The following is a 20348-nucleotide window of genomic DNA, read 5'->3' as shown; positions in this document are numbered from 1 at the left end:
GCGCGTCCAAGTAAGCTCAAGGCGCAAGAGTTCATAAATTGTCGGTGTCGTCATGATTCCGCCTTCACCAAGGTGTCAATTGCTTCCCGCAGATGGCGCGTAGCAGCTACCAAACGGCTCTTGCATTCTTCCGCCCTGGGTGTGCCACGCGCACCGATGTTTTCTTTGTCAGCCTCTCGCCAGTTTTTTGTCATCACAAGAACCCTTTCTTTTTTCTGGTCGATTTCGTCGTTCATTCCTGTCTTTCATGTGTCTCATTGTTATTTGCCCTTCCCGTCAAAGACGCATATTCCTGTTGGGGAAGATGGCCATTTTCTGGCCAGGTATGGGCCTTTCAATACGTCGCCGCGCTCGAATATGATTCGTACTACTTGCCCAGTTGTTTGCCAGGGTTCGTAATATTCTTGAATGAGGAATATCGTTTGCTTTACAGCGATTTTGGAATTCCAGATATTCGTCTGCGTTCAACAGGGTTTTTACAACGATGGTGCGAGAGTTCATGATTTGTCCTAGTGATAGTGATACAGGTGCAATGCGAATTTGGGGAAACTGAAAGAGCTCACATGGGTGCTTACTCCTGGAGTTCAGGCCAAAAATTCTCCCAATCATTTGGCCGCAATGATTTACGAGTGATACCGGTTTCTTTTTCAATGAGGACGCAGCCGTCTGAAGGGACTCCCACAGGACTTTTCAACCATTTCTGAATGTGCGATTGAGAGATGTTTGGCTTGTACTTTTTCAGCAAGTTCGCGAGCGCGACCTGCGATCCGGCGATCGTAATTGCTTCTTGAAGTGCTTCAAACGATTGGTTTTGTGTGCTCATAGGCATCACAATATAACCAAAGTAATCGTTTGTCAAACACTATGGTTATTTTGATTTGTATTACTTTAGTAATAAACTTAAGCAATGGAAAATACAGGCCAAACAATTCGGAAAAGACGTATCGAGCTAGGATTCTCTCAAGAGTCACTAGCTAAGGTATTGGGCTGTAGCCAGGCTAATATTGCGAAGTTGGAAAAGGGTTCCACGCCCGATATTCGAATCGGAATGCTACTGCAACGTTATCTTGGCCTGGATGCTATCAAATTATTTGTTGACGGCGAAGAATCGATTACCGAGGCAGATGGCACACCTTCACATAGCACCGATGAGCATATAAATGCCGTAATTTCCATGATGCGGGAAACCGACGCTGAAGGCAGGATAAGGTCGAAATTCGCTGTATCAGATACTCTCCGGCAATACACTTTAAATAAGCAAACTTCGACGCCTATAAGTACTAACTTGGACATTCCTGAGTCTGTGCTTCAGAATGAAGATTTCCTGAATATGCTTTCTACATTGATTAAGCAATTTTCGAGCGGCGGCAAGGCCAAGAAGTATTATTAAAAACAGTTTTGCAATTTATTGCAAATTTGCGAGATGCTTATGAAATAACTATTCTGCCTTGCATAATCCGCGAATGGACATTGCAAGCAGACTCGATATGGCAATGAAGGCGAGCGGCCTCATTGATCAAGTGAAACTCTCAAAAGTTTCGGGCGTTTCAACCTCAAAATTAAATAGAATTCTTAGTAACAGAACTAAAACTGTTGATGCTGAGGATGCCTATAGACTGGCGGCAGCATGTAAAGTCTCTGTTGCCTGGCTAATCTCCGGCCAAGACGACGGCGGTGAAGTTGTTCGCCACGCGCTGCTTAATAAAACTGAATTTGACCTGATTCAGAAATATAAACAATGCGACGCTTCTGGACAGGCGTCCATCCGCTTGGCTGCAGATGTCGCTATGCGCTTTTCGCACGCCCACCAAAATTTAGAACAATGACTTCTGCCTTTCGCGTCGGGTAAAACTCAGACAGTCCCTTCACGTAATCTATCGCAAAATCTTGCCCTAAGTGGTTGAGACTCTCTAAAGCGTCAAGTATTTCAATTTGACGTTCGCTCAACTGTTGCTCCGAATTCATTAATTTACCCTTCGCTTTAGTTGTAACAAACCGGATTCCTATGTAAAAAGAGAGGCATCCTCCTTTTTATTTACCGAAATTCGCATTCATAGTGCATTGTAATGTCATGCTAAATGATTTTGCAATCTATTTTAGTGTCATAAGATAAAGTAATTTTTTTACGTTTGTTTTGCATACTCAAGACCTGTTTGTTTAGATTGATTGTTGTAAATGAAATTATCGCGGTGTAATATGTGAATATTAATCATTTAAAGTGATCTTTATGAACCCTGCGCCGATTACCCTGGTTACAGCCGACGACCAGCAAATGTTATTGACTCTCTACCGTGTCTGGGCTGGGGAGTCTGGAATGACTGTACTGGAGGAATGCAAAACGCCTAATGCGGCGTTAGATGCCTACGTCAAACATAAGCCGCAGGTTTTGCTACTTGATATCCGATTTGGAACTGACAAATCTGGCTTTGATGTGGTGCGCGATATTATTAAGTTACACCCGGAAGCAAATATTGTCTTTATCAGTCAATATGACCAGGCATCGTACATAGGTGAGGCCTATCGTGCTGGTGCAAAAGCCTTTCTAACAAAAAATTGTGACCCGGAGACGTTCAAAAAAGCGATTCAAGCTGCGAGTAAGGGCGAAAAGTTCTTCATGCCTGAACTATTAGAAAAAGCTGTGCAGCTGGTTACCAATCCAGAAATGAATCCCAAAATTGTTTTGCAAGAGAAAAACCTATTCGAAGTATTTATGCTTCTTGCTGAGGGCCTTACAAACGAAGAGATCGCAGACAAATTATGTGTCGATAAGCGGACGGTGTCAGTCCATCGGCAAAAAATACAAGATAAATTGAATATCAGCAGATTGCAGGAATACACAAGAATGGCAATTGCGCATGGCCTGATGGAGCCTTAAAAGCTCTTAAGCTCATTCAATGATAGATCTTCACAAGATTTTTCCCCTTCGTTGGTTTTTCCCCTTAATTGCGGTTATACCAATTTTTTTCGCCGCTTGCTTGGCCGGCGCATTTCTTGATTCAAGCATATCTAACCAACTCGACGATCGGTTGGAGCGTAATTTGCGTGGCCTGGGTGAAAATATTTCGAACTCTTCAGAATTCGCTTTGCAGACCAAAAACATCGCGGAATTGAACAAATTGATTTGTGCCGGTTTGCATTTATCAGCTGAAATCAATGAGATTGAAATTCTAGATGAACGCTCGGTACAAGTGAGTGATTGTCGCAGGATGGTGAAAGTTGATGGCGAATCAGTCAGCGTGGTACTACCTATTCATCCCCTGGATAGGGACCAACTTAAAACTTCAAACAAAAACATAATCATCGGCTACGTCCGCATTACTTCAGCAAAGTCCATTGTTGAAAGTGAGAAACGCCAGATCAGGTTAAAGATTTTTGGGATCCTGTCTATATCTGTCTTGCTTACCCTTTCACTTTCCTATTTATTCACAAGAAAGTTGGCTGGCGCCGTCATTGAACTATCAGTAGCATCAAAAAGTATTGCTGGTAAAAATTTCCACATCAAATTTTCAAAAATACTTGGCGGAGAACTCGGCCAAATGCAAAAATCATTTTTGGAAATGTCGAGGACCATGTCCGATTTTACAAAACAGTTGAACAATAACGTCGCGGCCAGAACAAAAGAACTCGAATCTCAAAAAGTACTGCTTGAGAAAGCCTACTCGGAAAATAAGAGGCTGATACATCGTATCAACGGAGCGATTGAGAATGAACGTAAAGTGATCGCTCTTGATTTGCACGATGTATTTAACACCGTCATCTTGCACATTTTAGGAACTGCACGGCAGACAAAATCGATCCTGCGAAAAATTACACAAGAGGTAAACCTTTGTGACGCGCAGTCAAATTTAGACGTCATAGAAAAAAATGCCAATCACCTATATGCCCTGTCAAAAGACTTGGTTTCCAATCTAAGGCCGGATGTGTTGGACGAGTTCGGCCTGGCGGAGGCGCTTCATGATCTTGTAGACAAACAAGGTAAGTCAGATATCGAATGCCAGTATTCATTGATTTTGAATGGTCATGTTCCACGATTTGACTACGATTTCAATATTGCCGTCTACAGAATCGTTCAAGAATCCTTATCTAACGTGGCGAAACACGCGAAGGCCGCACATTGTAATATTAACCTGACTGTCATTGAGAAAATAGATCAATATCGGCTCGTGTTGAGCATAGAAGACGACGGCAATGGCTTTGATATCAGCTGTCGAAGGCAAGGCTTTGGCTTGGATGGCATGAGAGAAAGATCTGGAGGAATTGGCGGGATATTAGAGGTATCCTCTACGCATGGCACTGGCTCAAAAGTTATGTTCAGTGTCGACAAAAATATTCAGTCTCATTTAGAGATATAGATGAAGAAGTTTCTTAAAATTGTCTGTGTTTTTTTTCTGTCATTTGGATGCGCATGCCTGTTATCGCCCTACGCTTTTGCGATTGAGCAAAACCAGACAGACAAAGTAGAAAAACTACTAAATAAGTTTGATGGCAATTTTCGAATAAATTTTGAAGAGGTTGAGAGCACCTTGGCTGAATTAAAGGCATTAGAACCGTTTTTCACCAAGGATCAAAAAGATCGGGTCTATGTAAAACATGCAGCAATGCTAGGATTTCAGGGGAAACACGAAGAACGGGTAAAACTTATCAATTCATATCTTGCTGAAGTTACCGACATAGAAATGAAAGCACGGTTTCTGGGGCAACTGATTAGAGCATACGCTGACCTTGGGGAGTATGAAAAAGCCATCGAAGTCATGAATAATAGTATGAAGTTGGCTGATAGATTAACGACCAACAAGGCAATTGCCAACTACCTACAAGGCACAATCAATTTACTGCGATTACTCAAGGCATATGATGATGCCCTAACCTATGCCAACCGGATTTTGGAACTTAAAGAAAGTAAGGAGGAGAGGTGCCTAGGTATTTTAAATACTGTGGAACTGAATTTCCTGCGAGGAGATGTTCTGCGCGCTAGATCTCTTATGCCTGAAGCAGATGCGTCGTGCAAGGACCATGGTATGAGGCTACATACTCAAATTTTGCAAGCGATGGCAACTATTGATTTGATCAATTCTGGTAATTTTGAACAAGGCATAGAACTAGGCATCCCGTTGGTGGCTGATTTTGAGTTGTTGAACCATAAAACGGAATATAGGTTGCGACTTGAAGAGTCTTTATGCAAAGCTTTCATGGCAAAAAATGATTTAAAGTCTGCTGAAAAATACGGCAAATTTGCATTTGAACATGCTAAATCATCGCGATCGGTCGAACAAATTGAAACTAGTGCTGAGACAATGGCGGTGCTCAAAGAGAGACAACGTAATTTGGCAGCATCACATGAATACCTAAAGATCGCGTTCGAATATAGAAAACGGCGTACTGATGACGACATTCAAAAAAAACTTGCTTACCAGAGGGTGAAATTTAACTCGCGTGAAAACGCCGCGCACCTAAGTGCGCTTGAAGGTAAAATACAAAATCTAGTTACGGACTACGATCAGGAAAAGAAAAGCAAGCAGCAATTGCTTTGGATGACTGTATCGCTGGCACTCGCCACGTTTGTGTTTGCCGGCGCGCTTTTGGTATTTAATAAACTGTAGTAGTTGCGACCCGATCTGACAGTCACCCGGTTTGAAGTGCGGAATTGTCAGATCAAATTCAGTTATTTAGTTTTGTGATTTTATCGTGCCACGCCTCCTTTCCGTCAATTAGTGTTTGAATTGGTGTACGACCACAACACATTTTTCCTTGATGAGTACGTTCGTGATTGTAGTAATACAACCAGTCATCAAGGTCTTTCTGCAACTCATCAATCGACAAGTAAATCTTTTTCCGGAACGTGACCTGGTAAAATTCATTCAGGATGGTTTTATGGAAGCGCTCGCAGATGCCGTTGGTCTGAGGGTGACGCACCTTGGTTTTCGTGTGTTCGATTTCATTTAACGCAAGATAGAGTTGATAATCGTGCGACTCTGGCCTGCCGCAGTACTCGGTTCCCCGATCAGTCAAGATTCGAATTAAGCCCATTTCGTATTCGGCGAAGAGCGGCAATACCTTGTCATTGAGTAGGTCAGCAGCCGTAATCGGGGTTTTGGTACTGTAGAGTTTGGCTGTAGCAACCTTCGAATAGGTATCAACAAATGTCTGCTGGTAAATACGCCCAACGCCCTTGATAGTGCCAACGTAAAACGTATCCTGACTGCCAAGATAACCAGGATGTGCAGTTTCAATTTCACCGACTGCCACGTCGTCATCCTGCTTACGTTCGAGAGCGACAACTTGAGCTTCAGTCAGAACTTCACCCGTTTGGGCAACATGCTTCTCTAGCGCTGAGAGCCGCTTCTTAAACGATTCGAGATCGTGTCGCAACCAGACTGAACGCACGCCAGAGGGCGACACAAACACTCCACGTCGACGTAGCTCATTGGAAACTCTAACCTGGCCAAATGCTGGCTGTTCAATTGCAAACGCTTTAACTGCGTCTTCAACGACATCATCAACACGATTGCGCAGATTTGGCTTCCTCCGGTTGGAATCGATCAGAGCTTCAACTCCACCGCTCTCAACGGCAGACTGATAACGGTAAAACGTGTCCCTCGAAAAACCCATTACTTTGCAGGCTCGGGACACGTTACCTAGTTCGGCAGCAAGGTTGAGCAGCCCAACCTTGTGTTTAATGACATTTTGAGAAATACTATTCATGAGATTACTCCTATGGCACTTTCGTGCTGGTTTTATAAAGATTCGCACCTCTATCAAACCGGGTAATCTCTCCTTTTGCAAGGACCTTCTGTCAGATCAAATCGAAACTAATACAAATAAACAGAGAAAAAATTTAACCAAAGCCGCCCAGATCGATCAACTAACACAAGTTCTTGAAAGATCCTATTTCATATCTTGTGTCTCTGAGAAAATTGCAAAACGACTGGAGCCGATCGCTATTGTCCTGTTGGACCTGGACCGCTTCAGAAAAATCAACGCCACCTACGGATTTACAGTTGGGGATTACATCCTCGCTGAAGTGTGTTCAAAAATTAAAACGTTACTGGACGAAGAAGATTTATTTGGCCGGATGCAAGGCGATGAATTTGCAATTTGCCTGGTCGGTGCAAGTAGTGAGATGGCCTTGCGTTTGGCTGAGCAATGTCGCCTAGCCATTTTAGAGATGGACATTGAGAAACGGGCACCAGGCGTTAAATTAACAGCCAGCCTCGGCGTTGCAACAATTGATACTCAAGGCTTGACAACTTTTGAAGATACACTAAATGCAGCGCGTGGCGCGCTGCTTTTTGCAAAAGGGATTGGCGGCAATAGTGTCAACGGCTAGGATTGCGACAACTCGTCGACATATCTTTCAGTTCAACGGCTAATCAATAACCAATTTCCAGGGTTTCTAGCGCGCCATATTGAACGTTTGGAATGCCAATGATGTCAGCTACAATTTGCTTATCGCCAGAATGGATAGCCGCCTGCTCAACTTGAGTCAAGCCAAAATTAGTCATTGCGGCTTGAGGATTTTCATTGTGCGCTTTAAGAGCAACAGCATCTCTGTCTATCAGATTCAGATAGTCAAGTAAGGGAGGTATAGGTTTAGGAGTAGTCATGGCAAGTTACCTTTCCAGTTAAAAACTAAATAATACTGCTACTGGCATTTTAGTATGATTCTCTTCATATCATATTTTTTTCTTCGGTTAATCAACGCTTTTAAACTTCATCTTACCTGTTGGCACATAGTTCTTGTATGCAGCAATCCAATCAGTTGCCATTGCTTCCTGGGCGACCTTCAACGGCAACTCGTTGGCACAGACTTTCTTATACAGAACGAATTCAAGCTGATCTTTCTTCTCTGCTGACCATTCGGACTTTCGTGGCTGGGGCCACAAATTCTTTTCTGATCGTGGTGCGCCGCCAATTGAGAGCGCGACCAGGTGATCTTCCTCGTATTCCTTTGGGTTCGTGTCATCGTAGCCGTATTGACTGATCTGGACCTTCTTGAGTTTATTTGTATAGCTCGCCGGCGGACGAATGGTTTTGGTATAACCCTTAACGCAAACTGTTAACTGTATGTTTTCCTGGGTTACTTCCGGATTCAGGTCGCCAGGTGTGAATTTGGGATTTGGCAGGTCAGAAGCATGAGCGAGGACGAACGCGAACCCAGCACAAGCGAAAGCAAATATTTTTTTCATATGATTTATCATAAATTTGCAGCCTTGGCTTTTTTCATTTCTTTTTGACATTCAGTGAAATTTGAAAACTCATATGATATTTTCACGAACCCCGCCTTCATGGAAGTCGCTTGTGCAAATATGCCAATAGAAACAATATTATTGGGGAGTTTAAGGTTATCTTTCTTTTCGAGCCACAGATAACCGTAGGATGCTGAATCTTCTTTGGACGCCATCATCCAAAACTGCGGATTTCTTCGATATACATCTTGGTTAGCGAAGTCGACCTTTTTGGAGGGCGCCCCATATTTGGTTTCCATCATTTCTTTAAATTTATCAGCACCCTGTTTCAGTTGAGCGCCGGTGTCATTGACAGTTTCATATGTGGCTGAGGCGACAATTTTGCACAATCCAAGATTAGGAAGGGCTATGGCAATGTAGTTTTCCACGCCTGGAATTGGTTTTGGCGCTTTTCCTGTGAAAAAGTAACTTGTATCGGCATCTTTCACAAAACCAATATCACGTGTTAATTCGTCGGTCGATATACCCATTGCTAATCCGAATGGCCCCTCATAAATTTTTTGAGGAACCTTTTTTACCTCCGCTGGTTTTACTTCAGCCTGCTTTACTGGAACTATTGGCGCTTGTTCGACAACTGGCCCTTTTTTTTCGCAACCCATTACCGCGACGATAGCAAACAAGGTAATTAATTTTTTCATGTTTTCCTACCAATCTCAAAGAAGTTAAAAATATAACAAATACTGTTGCAAATTGTAAGTGTTTACCTCGCCCTAAATATTAAACACTTGCTGAAACGCAAGCAAAGCCACCTTCCCTGATTCAAACCAATTTCCTACTTAGAACTTACCGCATCAGCAATTGCTGCAATGCACAATGGATATTTTAATTTTAAATTACTTTGGTTGTTGACTTGTTTATTACTTTGGTTATACTTACATACATCGCAGCAAACAAACAATCAGGAGTAACGATGAACACTCAACTGCCTTTCGGACTTCCAAAGGAACACTTTGCCCAGCCGGCCATCGAGTCCGCAGCAGCGCCACTGGACGGCCAAACGCTGATTGATGCCTTCTCCGATTGCAGCACGGAACAATGCGAAAAAATGGCCGCGATGCTTGATCAGGGCAAGTTCGAAAGTGCCGGCCGCATGCTCCTGAAAGCGATGAAAGACTGGTCTGAAAAGACCGTTTGATTGAACTCCAGCTCGATCGGAAAAGACCATGCACACACAAAATATCCAAGTTGTCGGCAATGCGCTGTTTGATGCTATGAACAGCCAATGCATCGGCATCGTCTACGGCTGGGCAGCTGATCCCATCTATGACGAAGACCAAAAGATAACCAATCTTGAGGCATTACAGCCTTCTGAGCGAGCAAAAGCGAACGCCCTGCTTTTTGCTGCGGCACCAGCTCTGCTTGAATTTTATCGCGCTGCGATCGCCTTCAGTGACACCGTAGGCCATGAAGATGCGACCGCTGAAAATGAGCACGATGCTGAGGCGCGTTATGACGCAGCAATGAAGGCAGTAAAAGCGGCCTTGGAATAAGTTGGCCCTGACGGGTAAAGCGGTCTGAAGTTATGGACGCCGGCACGCAACCGGCAAATGAATTGGAGTAGAGAAGATTGCAAGACTGGCTGAATCGTGACGTCAAGTAACGCTGTACTGCGCGAAAACCTATGAACGAAACACGCCATGAGCAAGCCGTGGACGGAAGGCGCTGCCGTGACAGCCTGGAGAGACAGGCTTTTAAACAAAACCAGCCTCCCCGTGTTACGGCGGGTAGAACTCCAGATTTGAGGCTGGTTCTGTTTAAAGCAAGTAATTAAACAAAAAGGAGACTGTCATGCAAAAAATATTTGACGAGTGGTTTTCGGATGAGCCTTCCGCGAAGCGGGCAGCAAAACGTGTTGCAAAAAAGGGATACATCACAACCGTTGATCTATCCATTTCGGCTGACGGTGAAAGCGGTTGGTTGCTTGTGGCTTATAGCGTCTAGTCTCGCCTGCAGGGTGACTCTCACCCACCCTGCCCGCTTTCGTGCTGGACAAATCGGACTGGACGTTCTCGCCAGCGAAGTATTAAAGGAGAGCCAACAGGAAAGAGGGGGTCACAGCAAAACGGACGCCAGGCTTGTCGCAGTACCGAGTTGACCGAGAGGGACAAGCTAACAAACTGGGGTATTCCTCTTTTTCCTGTTGGTGAGTAGCAAGCGTTAGCGGGCACGCGAAGCAGTACCGCCGGAGATGAGACTCGCACCGGCAACCAACTAAGCAATACACCCCGAGAGGGTCGCTCTACAAAGCATCGTAGAAATCAGCAATGCCTGCGGTCATGAGTGGGCACTGTGGTAGGCCCCACATAAAGACCTGACGGAGCCATGTCCAGCCGTCGGCACCTGTCGAGGATTCCGCTTTATAAGATGGCGGTAGCGCGACTGCTGGGACGAGAGTAACCCAGCGCCAACAAATAATCCGGTTCAAGTAGTCAAAGGCAGTTGATCGAGCCTGGCACGACGCCGGTGGTGGATATGTGGGTTCGAATCCCACCGAGCCGGATTATTTGTTGGTAAATGCATGATCGGATCTGGACGGATAACCGTACCCGGAACCTCTCAGTGAAAACGAGCTGACACGTTCGAAAAAGTGAAGATAGCCCATTTACCAACAGCCAATTTAACCAGGAGATCAGCAGCATGAATACAGCAGATCAGTTTGAGGTAGCGCAGCACACACCAGGGCCATGGCATCTAATTAAAAAAGATTTGGCCTTCAATATCATGGCTCGCGGGCAAAACATATATGGCCGAATTTGCACTGTCAGTTGGGCTTGGCCGCATAAGCAGCAGGTAGTTGAGCAAAAAAACAATGCTCGCTTGATCGCTGCCGCACCTGATTTGCTGGATGCATTGATTGACGCAAGCAATGGACTGCGCTGGTATCAAGAGAGTTTTCCGGAAGCTTCAAACGGATGTGACGAAGAAGCAATGTCGAAAATTGCAGCTGCGATTGCCAAGGCAACAGGGGCACCAACATGACCCACGCTCACCCTATCCGCGCATATCGCCACTGGCGCAACTCAGGTTTCACAGTAAAGCACGCCCTGTTTTTGACCATCAAATGGGGCGGCCCGAAATGGTCTTGATAAAGAACATCCTGTTTTATCGCCGGCTTGGGCATGGTTGGCGAACTGCCTGGCGCAAGGCCCGCAACACAATTTAGAAGAATTAACACTCAACAGTAAAACGGAGTTGTGATGAACGATGTAATCGAGAATCCTGTCGACAATCAAAATTTGAACCTGCTGTCTACCAATAATGCGGCGCTGATCCTCGATAGCGCCAGCATGGATAGTATGTACCGCGTTGCCGAAATGATGGCATCAGGACGCTCAACTATTCCTACACACTTGCGCGGCAACAAGGGCGACTGCATGGCGATCGTGATGCAAGCAATCGGCTGGAAAATGAACCCGTTTGCTGTAGCCCAGAAAACGCACGTGGTGAACGATACTCTTTGCTACGAAGCGCAGTTAGTAAACGCCGTTATTCAGTCGAGCGGCGTAGCGCAAGACCGCTTTGCGTATGAATGGTACGGAGCATGGGAAAAGATCATCGGCAAGACTAAAGTAATCAAAATGCCAGCAAAAGGCGACAAGAAGGAATATCAATTCCGCGTGCCTGACTACGGTATGGAAGATGAAGATGGATTGGGAGTGCGCGTGTCATGCACTCTGAAAGGTGAATCAACTCCACGAATACTCGATCTGCTTCTGGTCCAGGCCAGCGTACGTAACTCGCCTTTGTGGGCATCCGATCCAAAACAGCAGTTGGCATACCTGGCTGTTAAACGTTGGACACGCCTGTATGCGCCAGACGTGATCCTGGGTGTTTATACGCCAGACGAATTGGAAGAAGTCAACCGGGAAATACGCGACATAACTCCAGTTGGTGAGCAAATTCCTAGTCCTTTGCAAGTACCCGAAGCTGCACACGAACTGGTCCAGCAGGCACAATCGGCCGCATCCAAGGGAGTTGCCGCCTACCAGAAATTCTGGAGTGAAACCGGTGCGCCAAATCGTAAAGCATTAGCTTCTTATCATGAAGGATGGAAAGCTGATGCCACCGCTGCCGACCAGGGCCGCACAATTGATGCCGAACCGGTAGCCAGCGCTGCAAAGCCACTAACCGAGAGTCAACAAGCCATCCTGGCAGACTTTAGTGTTTTGGCCGACGAAGGCATCGACGTTTTCAACGATGCCTGGAGCCGAATGTCACCAGCAACGCAAACCGCCTTGGCAGGCGACTACCCAAGCCTGAAAGCAAAGGCCGAGGCCGCAGGAGCAGGCAAATGATTGTACTCAACTGCGATCAGGGAAGTGCCGAATGGCATCAAGCTCGCGCTGGCGTCATCACTGCCAGTATGTTTGTGGTGGCGCGATCACGCGTAGGTGGACTGGATGAAAAGCAGCAAGCCTACGTCAACGCAATCCGGTCAGGTATGTCCGAGGGTGCAGCCCGTGATGTTGCTGGATACCGAGCGCCTCCAAAAGCTGAATCAATTCAACGCGCCATCGAAGGGCTGCCAGTCGGCGATTTTTCCGAAGCCGCCAAGGCCTACGCCTTCCGCCTGGCTATTGAGCGCATCAGCGGTGAGCCGCTCGATGACAGTTTCGAGACCTATGCAATGCGACGTGGTCATGACCTGGAGCCAGATGCCCGTCGAGAACACGAAATAGCAAGCGGCCACATGGTACAGCGCGCAGGCTTCGTGCTTTCCGAGGACCGCTTGTTTGGTGCCAGTGCCGACGGCCTGATAGGAAAAGATGGCGGGAGTGAATACAAATGTCTGATTTCGCCAGAGCGACTGCAACGCATCTACATCGAGAAAGATGCAAGCGAATTCATGGACCAAGTCCAAGGCTGCATGTGGCTCACAGCACGGAAATGGTGGGACTTCTGCTTGTATTGCCCCGCATTGCTGATCATCGAAAAGCAGCTCTGGATGCGCACATTCCAGCGCGACGACGAGTATATCGATCAGATGGTCACAGAACTCGCCGAGTTTGAAAAATTGGTCACTTACAACGAAACCCAATTACGACTGAAGGAAGCAGCATGAACAACCATCAAGCAGAAAACGAAGCGATAGGTGCTGTTGCAGTGCATGCGACAGTGCTTCCAGCAGCCAGCCAGTTGATCACTCTCGACCCGATAAAGTACGTCGCCGAGGTGTTCAAGCCATTCAGCGACAAATTCGAAATACTAAAGGCCGAGGCTGATGCGATAACGCCGGATGCCAGCACGCCCGCCGGGATGGAGTCCGCAGTCAGATACCGCGCTGCTTTCCGTGACGACATTCGTATCGCTGGCGAGAAGGCACGCGCCGCACGTAAAGCACCGATTCTGGAAATCGGCAAACTTCTTGACTCAAGGTACAAAGACCTGGTTGCAATCGTTGAGCCATATGAAGCAAAATTTCACGACGCGATCAAGGCAGAAGAAAAGCGCAAGGAAGACGCAAAAAAGGCTGAAGCTGCACGCCAAGACGAAATCCGCCAGCGTCTGGTTGCTATCCGCGAATTGCCATTGCAAGCCATCGGTAAGACTTCCGCAGAGATCGCTGCCATGCTGATCGCCCTGGACGCTGATGAGCCTACAGAAGACTTCGGCGCGCTCTTGGACGCAGCAAAGGCGGCCCACAGCGACGCAATGGCGAAACTGATCAGCGCCCAGGCGTCGGCTGTCGCTGTTGAAGCTGAAGCTGCCCGCATAGCAGCTGAGCGCATCGAACTGCAACAGTTACGCGAAGCTGCCGCCGAGCGTGCCCGCCTGGCACAAGCAGAAGTTGACCGTATTGCAGCCGAGCAGAAAGCAGAAGCAGATCGTCTTGCTGCTGTGGCTGCGGAACAGGAAGCTGCATCGCTTCGTGAGCGTGAAGTCGCAGCAGCGAAAATGAAAGCGGAAGCAGATGCGCAAGCGGAGAAAAATCGTATTGCCCAGGCAGAGATCGACCGTCAGTTAGCTGAACTTATCGCTGCGAAAGCCGCAGCAGAAAACGCCAAACCCACGGTTCTTGAATCAGTTGCCAGTCCTGCCTGCGCCGATGTCCAGCAAAATTTGCTGGTCTTGAGCGCAGACACAGTCAGCATCAATACGACACCGGCAGCCGTTGAAGTTCAACAGATAGCCCACGCAGCTCCTACTGCCGTACCCACTCTCACTCTCGGGAAAATCGGCACTCGTCTGGGCTTTAATCTGTCTGCGGACTTCCTACGCAATTTAGGGTTTGAGCCAGCAGCCAAGGAACGTTCGGCAATTCTTTACCACGAAAAAGACTGGGAATCTATCTGCGCTGCGCTGATTAGGCATATCAACCTGGTTAAAGTCCCGCAGCAACAAGCAGCGTAACCACAAGCAAACTCAACAACTATTGGAGCTCTCATGACCACAGAAACTCAGGCATTGCCGGATATAACTATGTCCCCAGTTGTTTCATCTCAACTGGCAGCTATCGGCCACTGCCCTGCCACAAACCGCCTGGCCGTCCAGTTCAAGGGCAAGGGCGATACGCCTGGCAGCGTCTATCACTACAGCGATTTCGACGCTGCAGCATTTGAAGCATTCCGCTTGGCTGCGTCTCTTGGTTCGTACTTCAAGAAATACATCAAGCCATGTGCTGACCGCTTTCCTTTCGTGAAAATCAGCTAATTCGCCGCTACAACCAGCTCCAAACACAGAGGACCAGCAACCATGAACAGACATTCAACCGCAAGCCTGGCAAAGGCAACTGCAAAACTCCAAGCTGTTTGCAACAACTTCAACAACGCCAATCCAGTTGGCACAGAAGTATCGGTGCTGCTTGATGGTGGGGAAGTACGCCAGACCGTTACAACAAGTGAAGCCCAGGTATTGAGTGGCCACAGTGCTGTCATCTGGTTACAAGGCATCGTTGGTTGCTATCTGCTGGAACGCGTGAAGACGTTACCCAAGGAGGTTGCATGAGCGCCGCCTGCACGAAAGAGCGTTTCCTGCGCGATGTTGCCACACACGTGATGAACGTGATTCGCGAAGACGGAGTGAATCGGCATGTCCGATTCAAACAACCAGACAGCACCAATATGTATTTCGATCTGATCACATGGCCAGGTTTTTTATGCTACAGCGGTGACATGGGAACGTTTGTTTTTCAGCGCACGAACGATATGTTCGCCTTTTTCCGCAAAGATGGGCTTTTGGACACTGTTGATCACGCCTACTGGGCAGAGAAAATCGAGGCCTCTGACAGGGATGGCGTGCGAAAGTTCAGCCATGCGATGTTTCAGGCCATGGTCCGCTCATGGGTCGATGAAAGCGAGAAAAACGATCGGCCGTGCACCGATGATGCTGAAGCAATGACTAAGTTCACAGCAGCATATGCGGAGTTGCGCACCGTAGTGGAATCCGAAGTTGTCAACACTGACGATAACTCGGTGCGATGCTTCGACTCGGCGAACGACTTCCGCCACAACGGAGATGACTGGCAGGAATTCCATGGCGAGAACGCCCAGTTCGAATTTAACGATGTTTGGGACGGTTTCGACTTAGCTACACAGGAATACACGTTCCGATTCCTTTGGTGCTGTTATGCGCTTGTCTGGGGAATTCAACAATACGATGCTGCAAAAGCAAGCGCAAAACTTGATGAGTCCGTTACGACATGAACGCGCTGCAACGAAATTTTAACCGGGCGACTGCAAGACTGCTTGCTCAAGCTGTCTATGAAGCGAATCTGCCAGACGGACTGACCTTGCGGGACAACGTGCTGTATTTCGAGTGTCCGCGCTGCGGAAATGACAGTGAATGGTATGGCACAGCAGAAGACTTCAGGGACCCAGAAACAGTCAAAGTTTGTGGCGGATCACATTGGTGCATCCCATGAAAGGCCCGAAAGTCGTCTGTTGCGCATGTGGAAAAGAGTGCGGCATTTTCAGACCGTTCTGCAAGGCATGCCTAAAGACCACGGATGGTGATGATATGCCGCAACCAAAACCAACACCGCCAACTCCGGAAGAACTTGAAAAAGCCGGACAACAAAGACTTATCCCATAAGGAATTGATATGTGGTTCAAAAACTTACAAGTATTCAGGCTGACACAGCCATGGAGGATCACCGGCGACGAATTGCACGCGCAACTGGCCAAGATTCAGTTTTCGCAAGTCGCATCGAACGAGATGCAAAGCCAGGGTTGGGACTCTCCGCGCGGCAATGATCAACTGGTGCACGCGGTCAACAAGCAATTTTTGCTCTCGTTGGCAACTGAGAAAAAGTTGCTGCCCTCTTCCGTCATCAACCAGGTGACAAAAGCCCGGGCGCTGGAACTCGAAGAGGAACAGGGCTTCGCACCAGGTCGCAAGGCCATGACGGAACTGAAAGAGCGCATCACGGAAGAACTGTTGCCGCGCGCATTTGGCGTAAAGACCAAGACTGCCGTTTGGATTGATCCAGTGAATCGCTGGCTGCTCATCGATGCTTCCAGCCCGTCCAAGGCAGATGAAGTCATCAAGCTATTGTTGAAGTGCTGCGACAAGCTGCCACTGGAAGGCCTGCGTACGCAAACGTCACCACAGGCTGCAATGACAGGCTGGCTTGCTGGCAATGAAGCGCCCAAGGGTTTCACGATTGACCAGGACACGGAGCTGAAGTCTTCCACCGAGGACAAGGCAACTGTGCGCTATGTCCGATACACGCTGGAGCCAGACGACACGCAAAAGCACATCAGCGCTGGCAAGCAGTGCACCAAGTTGGCTATGACCTGGGACGACAAGATCAGCTTCGTTCTGACCGACACGCTGCAGATCAAGCGCATCAAGCCGCTTGACGTGCTGGAAGAAGGCAAGGACAAGGGCAGCAACCAGGACGAGCGGTTTGATGCTGACTTTGTGCTGATGACTGCAGAGCTGGCCAGCTTGCTCAGTGACGTCGTGTTTGCCCTTGGTGGCGAGTTGACATGAAGCCAAAAGAAGCTGTCCTGACCATTTTTCCGAATGCCAAGTGTAAGCGTATAGGAAGCAGTGTGTTCCGGGTCTACAGCGAAGGCAAATGCATTGGCTTTGGCGGTTTGCCACATGTTGCATGGAAAAGTGCTGAATTAAATTGTGCACATATGCAGCCAAATACTGCAATTAACAATGATAGGAAATAAAAATGACGAAAGAAGAATTTGCAGCGCTGTTAAATGGCCGCGACTACGGTGATGAAATCGCCCACGCAGAGGAAAAGCTAGCAAGAGAATCCGGCTTACTTGTCATCGTAGGTTCGAGCGATGATCTTGTTGAAATTTACGGTGTAGAACGCGAAGAGTTAGGGGCATACGAAGGACTGCAATTTTCTGTTGATGCAAAAGGCACTGTGCGGCGCCCAAACATTGAATGGGAGGGCGAAATCACAGATGAAGATGAAGAGACGCTTGCTACTTATTTCCAGCGCAAGCAAGTAGCGAAACCGATCCAGGCACGCTGGTGTGCAGACGATAGCGAATGGACCTGGTCATTCAAAACCGACATTCCGCATTCGACGTTTGACATCGTTGACGAAGGAGAGAAATTCTGTCGCGGCATCGTTATTGACACCAAAGATTTGTTGCCGCCAATCGCCGAATCAGACAATGAACTTACTCACACAAAAGCGGCAATCGCGAAATTGGAGAAAAACCTTCTGCAACTTGGCCGGATAGCCGACAGGAACATCGTCACCATGCAAGCAACCTGGATTGAATGGAAGAACGGGAAAGGCGCTGAAGCAGCCCTGGAGTGGATTGAAAACACGCTTGACGGTCCTGGCCTGATCCCATCTGTTAATGATGAACATTACACCGATGCTCAAAAGTACTTTGATGCAAACGCCCCTGACTACGGAACATGATCATCAGCAAAGACCGCATCAAGCGCGAATACGACCACATTGCCCAACATGAGCCGCCAGACCAGGCGGCGCATTGGACAGCCGAAAAGCTCGGCATCCCAGTGGCAACAGTAAAACAAACCATACAAGAACAGGAGCAACCAGCATGAGAGCAATTACATTTGGTGCCGGTACGACAGGCACGGCAGTACCAGAGAAATACACGTTTGCCAAGGCATCAGAAACCGCAACGTTTGTATCGCAAAACAAGCTGCTCGACATGGTCACAAAAGCTGCGGAACTGCGTAACGATGCAGGCCTGGCTCGTTTGCTGGAAGTTGCACCACCAGTCATCAGCAAAATTAGGCACAAGCGCTTGCCTGTCGGCGCAACCCTAGCAATCTCGATTACAGAGGTTACTAACCTGTCTATTGCCGATATCACAGCCATTCTTGCTGGCCAGGTGGCTGCATGATCATCGAGAAAGACATCAAGCACTTCCACTTCTGCTGCGGACTAGGTGGCGGCAAGAAAGGCTTTAACAAAGCCAGGCCTCGCGTGGGCAATATGGTAGGCAAGCTGCGTTGCATCGGTGGCGTGGACGTGGACCCGGCAGCAATTCGCGATTTCGACAAAATGGGCGATGGTAGGCCAGGCACTGTCATGGATCTGTTCACGCGTGGTCAGTATACCGCCTTCCATGGCAAAGAACCCTCATTAGCCTGGAACGAAGTGACACCGGCAGATATCCGCCGCGCCGCTGGCAATGAAAGCCCGAACATCGTTTTTATCAGCAGTCCGTGCAAAGGTGCATCTGGTTTGTTAAGTGAAAAGCTCAGTCAGACAGCCAAATACCAGGCGCTCAATGAACTGACGCTGCGTTGCATCTGGCTGATGGCCGAGGCCTGGGCAGATGATCCGGTCGAGCTGATCGTGTTTGAAAACGTGCCGCGTCTGGCTACGCGTGGCCGTCATCTACTTGACCAGATTAACCAACTATTGCACCGGTATGGTTACGCAGTGGCCGAGACAACACACGACTGCGGCGAACTCGGTGGACTGGCTCAATCGCGCAAGCGTTTCTTGCTGGTTGCCCGACACATGGAAAAAGTGCCACCGTTCCTGTATGAGCCAGAGAAAAAGCGCCTGGCCGCAGTCGGCGATGTCCTGGGGCGCATGCCAATGCCAGGTGACTTGGCGGGCGGACCAATGCACCGGATACCACGCTTGCAATGGAAAACATGGGTGCGCTTAGCATTTGTTGAAGCCGGTAGCGACTGGCGCAGCTTGAACAAGCTTGCCGTGAACAATGGGCACCTGAGCGATTACTTGATTGTGCCTGAGTACCGCTCTGGATACCTTGGTGTTCAAAACTGGTCTGATACCTCGGGCACGGTCTGCGGGAAATCAAATGCGACAAATGGCGCGTTCTCAATTGCTGATCCTCGCTTGGTTACCACTGCCGAATATAGCCAGTACGGTGTGCTGCCATGGACAGACTCAACGGGTGTTATCAGCGCTCAGTCCGCCCCCGGTGGCGGCAAGTACTCTGTCGCTGATCCACGTATGCCCGAGAAAGCAAACAGGCAAAACGGTATGTATCGGGTTGTGAAATGGGACGGACAGTCTGGATCTGTGACGGGCGCTTGCCACGTTGCTGGTGCTGCAATGTCAGTCGCCGACCCTCGCCGGGTAGGACCAACTTTCGGCAAATATGCCGTGACCAAGTTTGACGAGCCTGCTGGTACCGTGATCGCTGGCAGCACGACTGGCCAAGGTGCGTTCGCAGTGGCGGATCCGCGTACCAGCATGAATCGCAAGTCCGGTGACGCATACCTGACTGGCGGACACTATGGTGTAGTGCCATGGGATTCTGCCTGCGGAGCTGTAAGCGCATCGGCTGGCCTGGATAACGGTCGCTGGTCAGTAGATGATCCGCGCGTCGCTACCCTGCCCGCCATGGATGAAAAGACGATCGCCATTATCCAGTCGTTGGATGGTACTTGGCATCGCCCTTTTACAACCTTGGAGCTCGCAGCTCTGCAAAGCCTGGTTGAGCCAGAGGAGTACCTGGAGCTGGATGGATTGTCTGACAGCGCCTGGCGCGAACGCATCGGCAACGCAGTACCACCAGCGGCGGCTCAAGCAATAGCTGAAGTCATGGGCACTACCTTACTGCTGGCATGGTCTGGCGAAACGTTCGTACTGTCGGCCATGCCAATTTGGGTTCAGCCAGTGGCGGTTGCTTTGTCAGTGACGCAAGGCGAAGCTGCATGAAA

General features: G+C 48.3%; 29 protein-coding genes. 22 read left to right on the top strand and 7 right to left on the bottom strand.

Annotated elements, in window-relative coordinates; genetic code table 11:
* Window positions 1–50 precede the first annotated feature (50 nt).
* From ACO0LH_RS11770 to ACO0LH_RS11760, 3 genes are all read right to left on the bottom strand, one after another.
* A complete protein-coding gene (locus ACO0LH_RS11770; protein ID WP_422941278.1) occupies window positions 51–236 on the bottom strand; it encodes a hypothetical protein in 186 nt (61 codons plus the stop codon).
* Between the two features lie 40 nt (window positions 237–276).
* On the bottom strand, window positions 277–501 hold the full coding sequence (locus tag ACO0LH_RS11765; RefSeq protein WP_422941277.1) for a hypothetical protein: 225 nt from the start codon (window positions 499–501) through the stop codon (window positions 277–279).
* Window positions 502–571: 70 nt separating this feature from the next.
* Window positions 572–823 (bottom strand): transcriptional regulator, encoded by a 252-nt coding sequence (locus tag ACO0LH_RS11760; RefSeq protein ID WP_422941276.1) that lies wholly within the window; start codon window positions 821–823, stop codon window positions 572–574.
* An 84-nt stretch (window positions 824–907) separates the two neighbouring features.
* On the opposite strand from ACO0LH_RS11760, the gene ACO0LH_RS11755 reads away from it, so the two are divergent.
* The 5 genes from ACO0LH_RS11755 (at window position 908) to ACO0LH_RS11735 (ending at window position 5600) form a co-directional block, all read left to right on the top strand.
* On the top strand, window positions 908–1390 hold the full coding sequence (locus tag ACO0LH_RS11755; RefSeq protein WP_422941275.1) for a helix-turn-helix domain-containing protein: 483 nt from the start codon (window positions 908–910) through the stop codon (window positions 1388–1390).
* Window positions 1391–1487: 97 nt separating this feature from the next.
* Window positions 1488–1826 (top strand): helix-turn-helix domain-containing protein, encoded by a 339-nt coding sequence (locus tag ACO0LH_RS11750; RefSeq protein ID WP_422941274.1) that lies wholly within the window; start codon window positions 1488–1490, stop codon window positions 1824–1826.
* A gap of 401 nt (window positions 1827–2227) precedes the next feature.
* Window positions 2228–2875 carry a response regulator gene (locus tag ACO0LH_RS11745; RefSeq protein WP_422941273.1) on the top strand — a complete coding sequence of 216 codons (648 nt, stop codon included), beginning with the start codon at window positions 2228–2230 and terminating at the stop codon, window positions 2873–2875.
* 19 nt (window positions 2876–2894) lie between these two features.
* Window positions 2895–4352 carry an ATP-binding protein gene (locus ACO0LH_RS11740; protein WP_422941272.1) on the top strand — a complete coding sequence of 486 codons (1458 nt, stop codon included), beginning with the start codon at window positions 2895–2897 and terminating at the stop codon, window positions 4350–4352.
* The gene (locus ACO0LH_RS11735) at window positions 4353–5600 is read left to right on the top strand and encodes a hypothetical protein (RefSeq protein ID WP_422941271.1); all 1248 of its coding nucleotides are present in this window, start codon (window positions 4353–4355) and stop codon (window positions 5598–5600) included.
* A 58-nt stretch (window positions 5601–5658) separates the two neighbouring features.
* On the opposite strand, the gene ACO0LH_RS11730 is transcribed toward ACO0LH_RS11735, so the two are convergent.
* Window positions 5659–6702, bottom strand: a complete 1044-nt coding sequence (locus tag ACO0LH_RS11730) for an IS481 family transposase (RefSeq protein ID WP_422941270.1) — start codon at window positions 6700–6702, stop codon at window positions 5659–5661.
* Between ACO0LH_RS11730 and ACO0LH_RS11725 the strand changes: the two genes are divergently transcribed.
* Window positions 6701–7327, top strand: a complete 627-nt coding sequence (locus ACO0LH_RS11725; protein ID WP_422941269.1) for a GGDEF domain-containing protein — start codon at window positions 6701–6703, stop codon at window positions 7325–7327. The genes ACO0LH_RS11730 and ACO0LH_RS11725 overlap by 2 nt on opposite strands.
* A gap of 43 nt (window positions 7328–7370) precedes the next feature.
* Here the strand turns inward: ACO0LH_RS11725 and ACO0LH_RS11720 are convergent, their stop codons facing one another.
* The 3 genes from ACO0LH_RS11720 to ACO0LH_RS11710 form a co-directional block, all read right to left on the bottom strand.
* The gene (locus ACO0LH_RS11720; RefSeq protein WP_422941268.1) at window positions 7371–7604 is read right to left on the bottom strand and encodes a hypothetical protein; all 234 of its coding nucleotides are present in this window, start codon (window positions 7602–7604) and stop codon (window positions 7371–7373) included.
* Between the two features lie 87 nt (window positions 7605–7691).
* Complete coding sequence (locus ACO0LH_RS11715; RefSeq protein WP_422941267.1) at window positions 7692–8186, bottom strand: hypothetical protein; 495 nt, start codon at window positions 8184–8186, stop codon at window positions 7692–7694.
* An 8-nt stretch (window positions 8187–8194) separates the two neighbouring features.
* On the bottom strand, window positions 8195–8884 hold the full coding sequence (locus tag ACO0LH_RS11710; RefSeq protein ID WP_422941266.1) for a hypothetical protein: 690 nt from the start codon (window positions 8882–8884) through the stop codon (window positions 8195–8197).
* A 272-nt stretch (window positions 8885–9156) separates the two neighbouring features.
* Here ACO0LH_RS11710 and ACO0LH_RS11705 point away from each other — a divergent pair, with 272 nt between their 5' ends.
* The 16 genes from ACO0LH_RS11705 (at window position 9157) to ACO0LH_RS11630 (ending at window position 20346) form a co-directional block, all read left to right on the top strand.
* The gene (locus ACO0LH_RS11705; protein ID WP_422941265.1) at window positions 9157–9381 is read left to right on the top strand and encodes a hypothetical protein; all 225 of its coding nucleotides are present in this window, start codon (window positions 9157–9159) and stop codon (window positions 9379–9381) included.
* A gap of 28 nt (window positions 9382–9409) precedes the next feature.
* Entirely contained in the window at window positions 9410–9736 is a 327-nt protein-coding gene (locus tag ACO0LH_RS11700) for a hypothetical protein (protein ID WP_422941264.1), read from the top strand.
* A 298-nt stretch (window positions 9737–10034) separates the two neighbouring features.
* Window positions 10035–10187: a hypothetical protein gene (locus ACO0LH_RS11695; protein ID WP_422941263.1), complete on the top strand. Its 153-nt coding sequence runs from the start codon at window positions 10035–10037 to the stop codon at window positions 10185–10187.
* A 696-nt stretch (window positions 10188–10883) separates the two neighbouring features.
* On the top strand, window positions 10884–11225 hold the full coding sequence (locus ACO0LH_RS11690) for a hypothetical protein (protein WP_422941262.1): 342 nt from the start codon (window positions 10884–10886) through the stop codon (window positions 11223–11225).
* Window positions 11226–11443: 218 nt separating this feature from the next.
* On the top strand, window positions 11444–12541 hold the full coding sequence (locus ACO0LH_RS11685; protein WP_422941261.1) for a RecT family recombinase: 1098 nt from the start codon (window positions 11444–11446) through the stop codon (window positions 12539–12541).
* Window positions 12538–13308, top strand: a complete 771-nt coding sequence (locus tag ACO0LH_RS11680; protein WP_422941260.1) for a lambda exonuclease family protein — start codon at window positions 12538–12540, stop codon at window positions 13306–13308. Before ACO0LH_RS11685 ends, ACO0LH_RS11680 begins: the two co-directional genes overlap by 4 nt.
* Window positions 13305–14597, top strand: coding sequence for a hypothetical protein (locus tag ACO0LH_RS11675; protein WP_422941259.1), 1293 nt, complete (start codon window positions 13305–13307; stop codon window positions 14595–14597). Before ACO0LH_RS11680 ends, ACO0LH_RS11675 begins: the two co-directional genes overlap by 4 nt.
* A 33-nt stretch (window positions 14598–14630) precedes the next feature.
* A complete protein-coding gene (locus ACO0LH_RS11670; RefSeq protein ID WP_422941258.1) occupies window positions 14631–14897 on the top strand; it encodes a KTSC domain-containing protein in 267 nt (88 codons plus the stop codon).
* Window positions 14898–14939: 42 nt separating this feature from the next.
* Window positions 14940–15191 carry a hypothetical protein gene (locus tag ACO0LH_RS11665; RefSeq protein ID WP_422941257.1) on the top strand — a complete coding sequence of 84 codons (252 nt, stop codon included), beginning with the start codon at window positions 14940–14942 and terminating at the stop codon, window positions 15189–15191.
* The gene (locus ACO0LH_RS11660; protein WP_422941256.1) at window positions 15188–15889 is read left to right on the top strand and encodes a hypothetical protein; all 702 of its coding nucleotides are present in this window, start codon (window positions 15188–15190) and stop codon (window positions 15887–15889) included. Before ACO0LH_RS11665 ends, ACO0LH_RS11660 begins: the two co-directional genes overlap by 4 nt.
* A gap of 397 nt (window positions 15890–16286) precedes the next feature.
* On the top strand, window positions 16287–17180 hold the full coding sequence (locus tag ACO0LH_RS11655) for a recombination-associated protein RdgC (RefSeq protein ID WP_422941255.1): 894 nt from the start codon (window positions 16287–16289) through the stop codon (window positions 17178–17180).
* On the top strand, window positions 17177–17371 hold the full coding sequence (locus ACO0LH_RS11650; protein WP_422941254.1) for a hypothetical protein: 195 nt from the start codon (window positions 17177–17179) through the stop codon (window positions 17369–17371). Before ACO0LH_RS11655 ends, ACO0LH_RS11650 begins: the two co-directional genes overlap by 4 nt.
* A 2-nt stretch (window positions 17372–17373) precedes the next feature.
* Complete coding sequence (locus ACO0LH_RS11645) at window positions 17374–18090, top strand: hypothetical protein (protein WP_422941253.1); 717 nt, start codon at window positions 17374–17376, stop codon at window positions 18088–18090.
* A complete protein-coding gene (locus tag ACO0LH_RS11640) occupies window positions 18087–18239 on the top strand; it encodes a hypothetical protein (RefSeq protein ID WP_422941252.1) in 153 nt (50 codons plus the stop codon). Before ACO0LH_RS11645 ends, ACO0LH_RS11640 begins: the two co-directional genes overlap by 4 nt.
* On the top strand, window positions 18236–18544 hold the full coding sequence (locus ACO0LH_RS11635; RefSeq protein WP_422941251.1) for a hypothetical protein: 309 nt from the start codon (window positions 18236–18238) through the stop codon (window positions 18542–18544). Before ACO0LH_RS11640 ends, ACO0LH_RS11635 begins: the two co-directional genes overlap by 4 nt.
* Window positions 18541–20346 (top strand): DNA cytosine methyltransferase, encoded by a 1806-nt coding sequence (locus ACO0LH_RS11630; protein WP_422941250.1) that lies wholly within the window; start codon window positions 18541–18543, stop codon window positions 20344–20346. Before ACO0LH_RS11635 ends, ACO0LH_RS11630 begins: the two co-directional genes overlap by 4 nt.
* Window positions 20347–20348: the final 2 nt, after the last annotated feature.

The organism is Undibacterium sp. TJN19, assembly GCF_049339485.1.
Taxonomy (GTDB): domain Bacteria; phylum Pseudomonadota; class Gammaproteobacteria; order Burkholderiales; family Burkholderiaceae_D; genus Undibacterium.
This window is presented reverse-complemented; position numbering and strand designations above follow the sequence as displayed.

What these genes read in the sequence shown, in the direction of transcription:
- ACO0LH_RS11770 (WP_422941278.1), bottom strand. Translation starts at nt 236, where the DNA reads ATGAACGACGAAATCGACCAGAAAAAAGAAAGGGTTCTTGTGATGACA.
- ACO0LH_RS11765 (WP_422941277.1), bottom strand. Translation starts at nt 501, where the DNA reads ATGAACTCTCGCACCATCGTTGTAAAAACCCTGTTGAACGCAGACGAA.
- ACO0LH_RS11760 (WP_422941276.1), bottom strand. Translation starts at nt 823, where the DNA reads ATGAGCACACAAAACCAATCGTTTGAAGCACTTCAAGAAGCAATTACG.
- ACO0LH_RS11755 (WP_422941275.1), top strand. Translation starts at nt 908, where the DNA reads ATGGAAAATACAGGCCAAACAATTCGGAAAAGACGTATCGAGCTAGGA.
- ACO0LH_RS11750 (WP_422941274.1), top strand. Translation starts at nt 1,488, where the DNA reads ATGGCAATGAAGGCGAGCGGCCTCATTGATCAAGTGAAACTCTCAAAA.
- ACO0LH_RS11745 (WP_422941273.1), top strand. Translation starts at nt 2,228, where the DNA reads ATGAACCCTGCGCCGATTACCCTGGTTACAGCCGACGACCAGCAAATG.
- ACO0LH_RS11740 (WP_422941272.1), top strand. Translation starts at nt 2,895, where the DNA reads ATGATAGATCTTCACAAGATTTTTCCCCTTCGTTGGTTTTTCCCCTTA.
- ACO0LH_RS11735 (WP_422941271.1), top strand. Translation starts at nt 4,353, where the DNA reads ATGAAGAAGTTTCTTAAAATTGTCTGTGTTTTTTTTCTGTCATTTGGA.
- ACO0LH_RS11725 (WP_422941269.1), top strand. Translation starts at nt 6,701, where the DNA reads ATGAGATTACTCCTATGGCACTTTCGTGCTGGTTTTATAAAGATTCGC.
- ACO0LH_RS11730 (WP_422941270.1), bottom strand. Translation starts at nt 6,702, where the DNA reads ATGAATAGTATTTCTCAAAATGTCATTAAACACAAGGTTGGGCTGCTC.
- ACO0LH_RS11720 (WP_422941268.1), bottom strand. Translation starts at nt 7,604, where the DNA reads ATGACTACTCCTAAACCTATACCTCCCTTACTTGACTATCTGAATCTG.
- ACO0LH_RS11715 (WP_422941267.1), bottom strand. Translation starts at nt 8,186, where the DNA reads ATGAAAAAAATATTTGCTTTCGCTTGTGCTGGGTTCGCGTTCGTCCTC.
- ACO0LH_RS11710 (WP_422941266.1), bottom strand. Translation starts at nt 8,884, where the DNA reads ATGAAAAAATTAATTACCTTGTTTGCTATCGTCGCGGTAATGGGTTGC.
- ACO0LH_RS11705 (WP_422941265.1), top strand. Translation starts at nt 9,157, where the DNA reads ATGAACACTCAACTGCCTTTCGGACTTCCAAAGGAACACTTTGCCCAG.
- ACO0LH_RS11700 (WP_422941264.1), top strand. Translation starts at nt 9,410, where the DNA reads ATGCACACACAAAATATCCAAGTTGTCGGCAATGCGCTGTTTGATGCT.
- ACO0LH_RS11695 (WP_422941263.1), top strand. Translation starts at nt 10,035, where the DNA reads ATGCAAAAAATATTTGACGAGTGGTTTTCGGATGAGCCTTCCGCGAAG.
- ACO0LH_RS11690 (WP_422941262.1), top strand. Translation starts at nt 10,884, where the DNA reads ATGAATACAGCAGATCAGTTTGAGGTAGCGCAGCACACACCAGGGCCA.
- ACO0LH_RS11685 (WP_422941261.1), top strand. Translation starts at nt 11,444, where the DNA reads ATGAACGATGTAATCGAGAATCCTGTCGACAATCAAAATTTGAACCTG.
- ACO0LH_RS11680 (WP_422941260.1), top strand. Translation starts at nt 12,538, where the DNA reads ATGATTGTACTCAACTGCGATCAGGGAAGTGCCGAATGGCATCAAGCT.
- ACO0LH_RS11675 (WP_422941259.1), top strand. Translation starts at nt 13,305, where the DNA reads ATGAACAACCATCAAGCAGAAAACGAAGCGATAGGTGCTGTTGCAGTG.
- ACO0LH_RS11670 (WP_422941258.1), top strand. Translation starts at nt 14,631, where the DNA reads ATGACCACAGAAACTCAGGCATTGCCGGATATAACTATGTCCCCAGTT.
- ACO0LH_RS11665 (WP_422941257.1), top strand. Translation starts at nt 14,940, where the DNA reads ATGAACAGACATTCAACCGCAAGCCTGGCAAAGGCAACTGCAAAACTC.
- ACO0LH_RS11660 (WP_422941256.1), top strand. Translation starts at nt 15,188, where the DNA reads ATGAGCGCCGCCTGCACGAAAGAGCGTTTCCTGCGCGATGTTGCCACA.
- ACO0LH_RS11655 (WP_422941255.1), top strand. Translation starts at nt 16,287, where the DNA reads ATGTGGTTCAAAAACTTACAAGTATTCAGGCTGACACAGCCATGGAGG.
- ACO0LH_RS11650 (WP_422941254.1), top strand. Translation starts at nt 17,177, where the DNA reads ATGAAGCCAAAAGAAGCTGTCCTGACCATTTTTCCGAATGCCAAGTGT.
- ACO0LH_RS11645 (WP_422941253.1), top strand. Translation starts at nt 17,374, where the DNA reads ATGACGAAAGAAGAATTTGCAGCGCTGTTAAATGGCCGCGACTACGGT.
- ACO0LH_RS11640 (WP_422941252.1), top strand. Translation starts at nt 18,087, where the DNA reads ATGATCATCAGCAAAGACCGCATCAAGCGCGAATACGACCACATTGCC.
- ACO0LH_RS11635 (WP_422941251.1), top strand. Translation starts at nt 18,236, where the DNA reads ATGAGAGCAATTACATTTGGTGCCGGTACGACAGGCACGGCAGTACCA.
- ACO0LH_RS11630 (WP_422941250.1), top strand. Translation starts at nt 18,541, where the DNA reads ATGATCATCGAGAAAGACATCAAGCACTTCCACTTCTGCTGCGGACTA.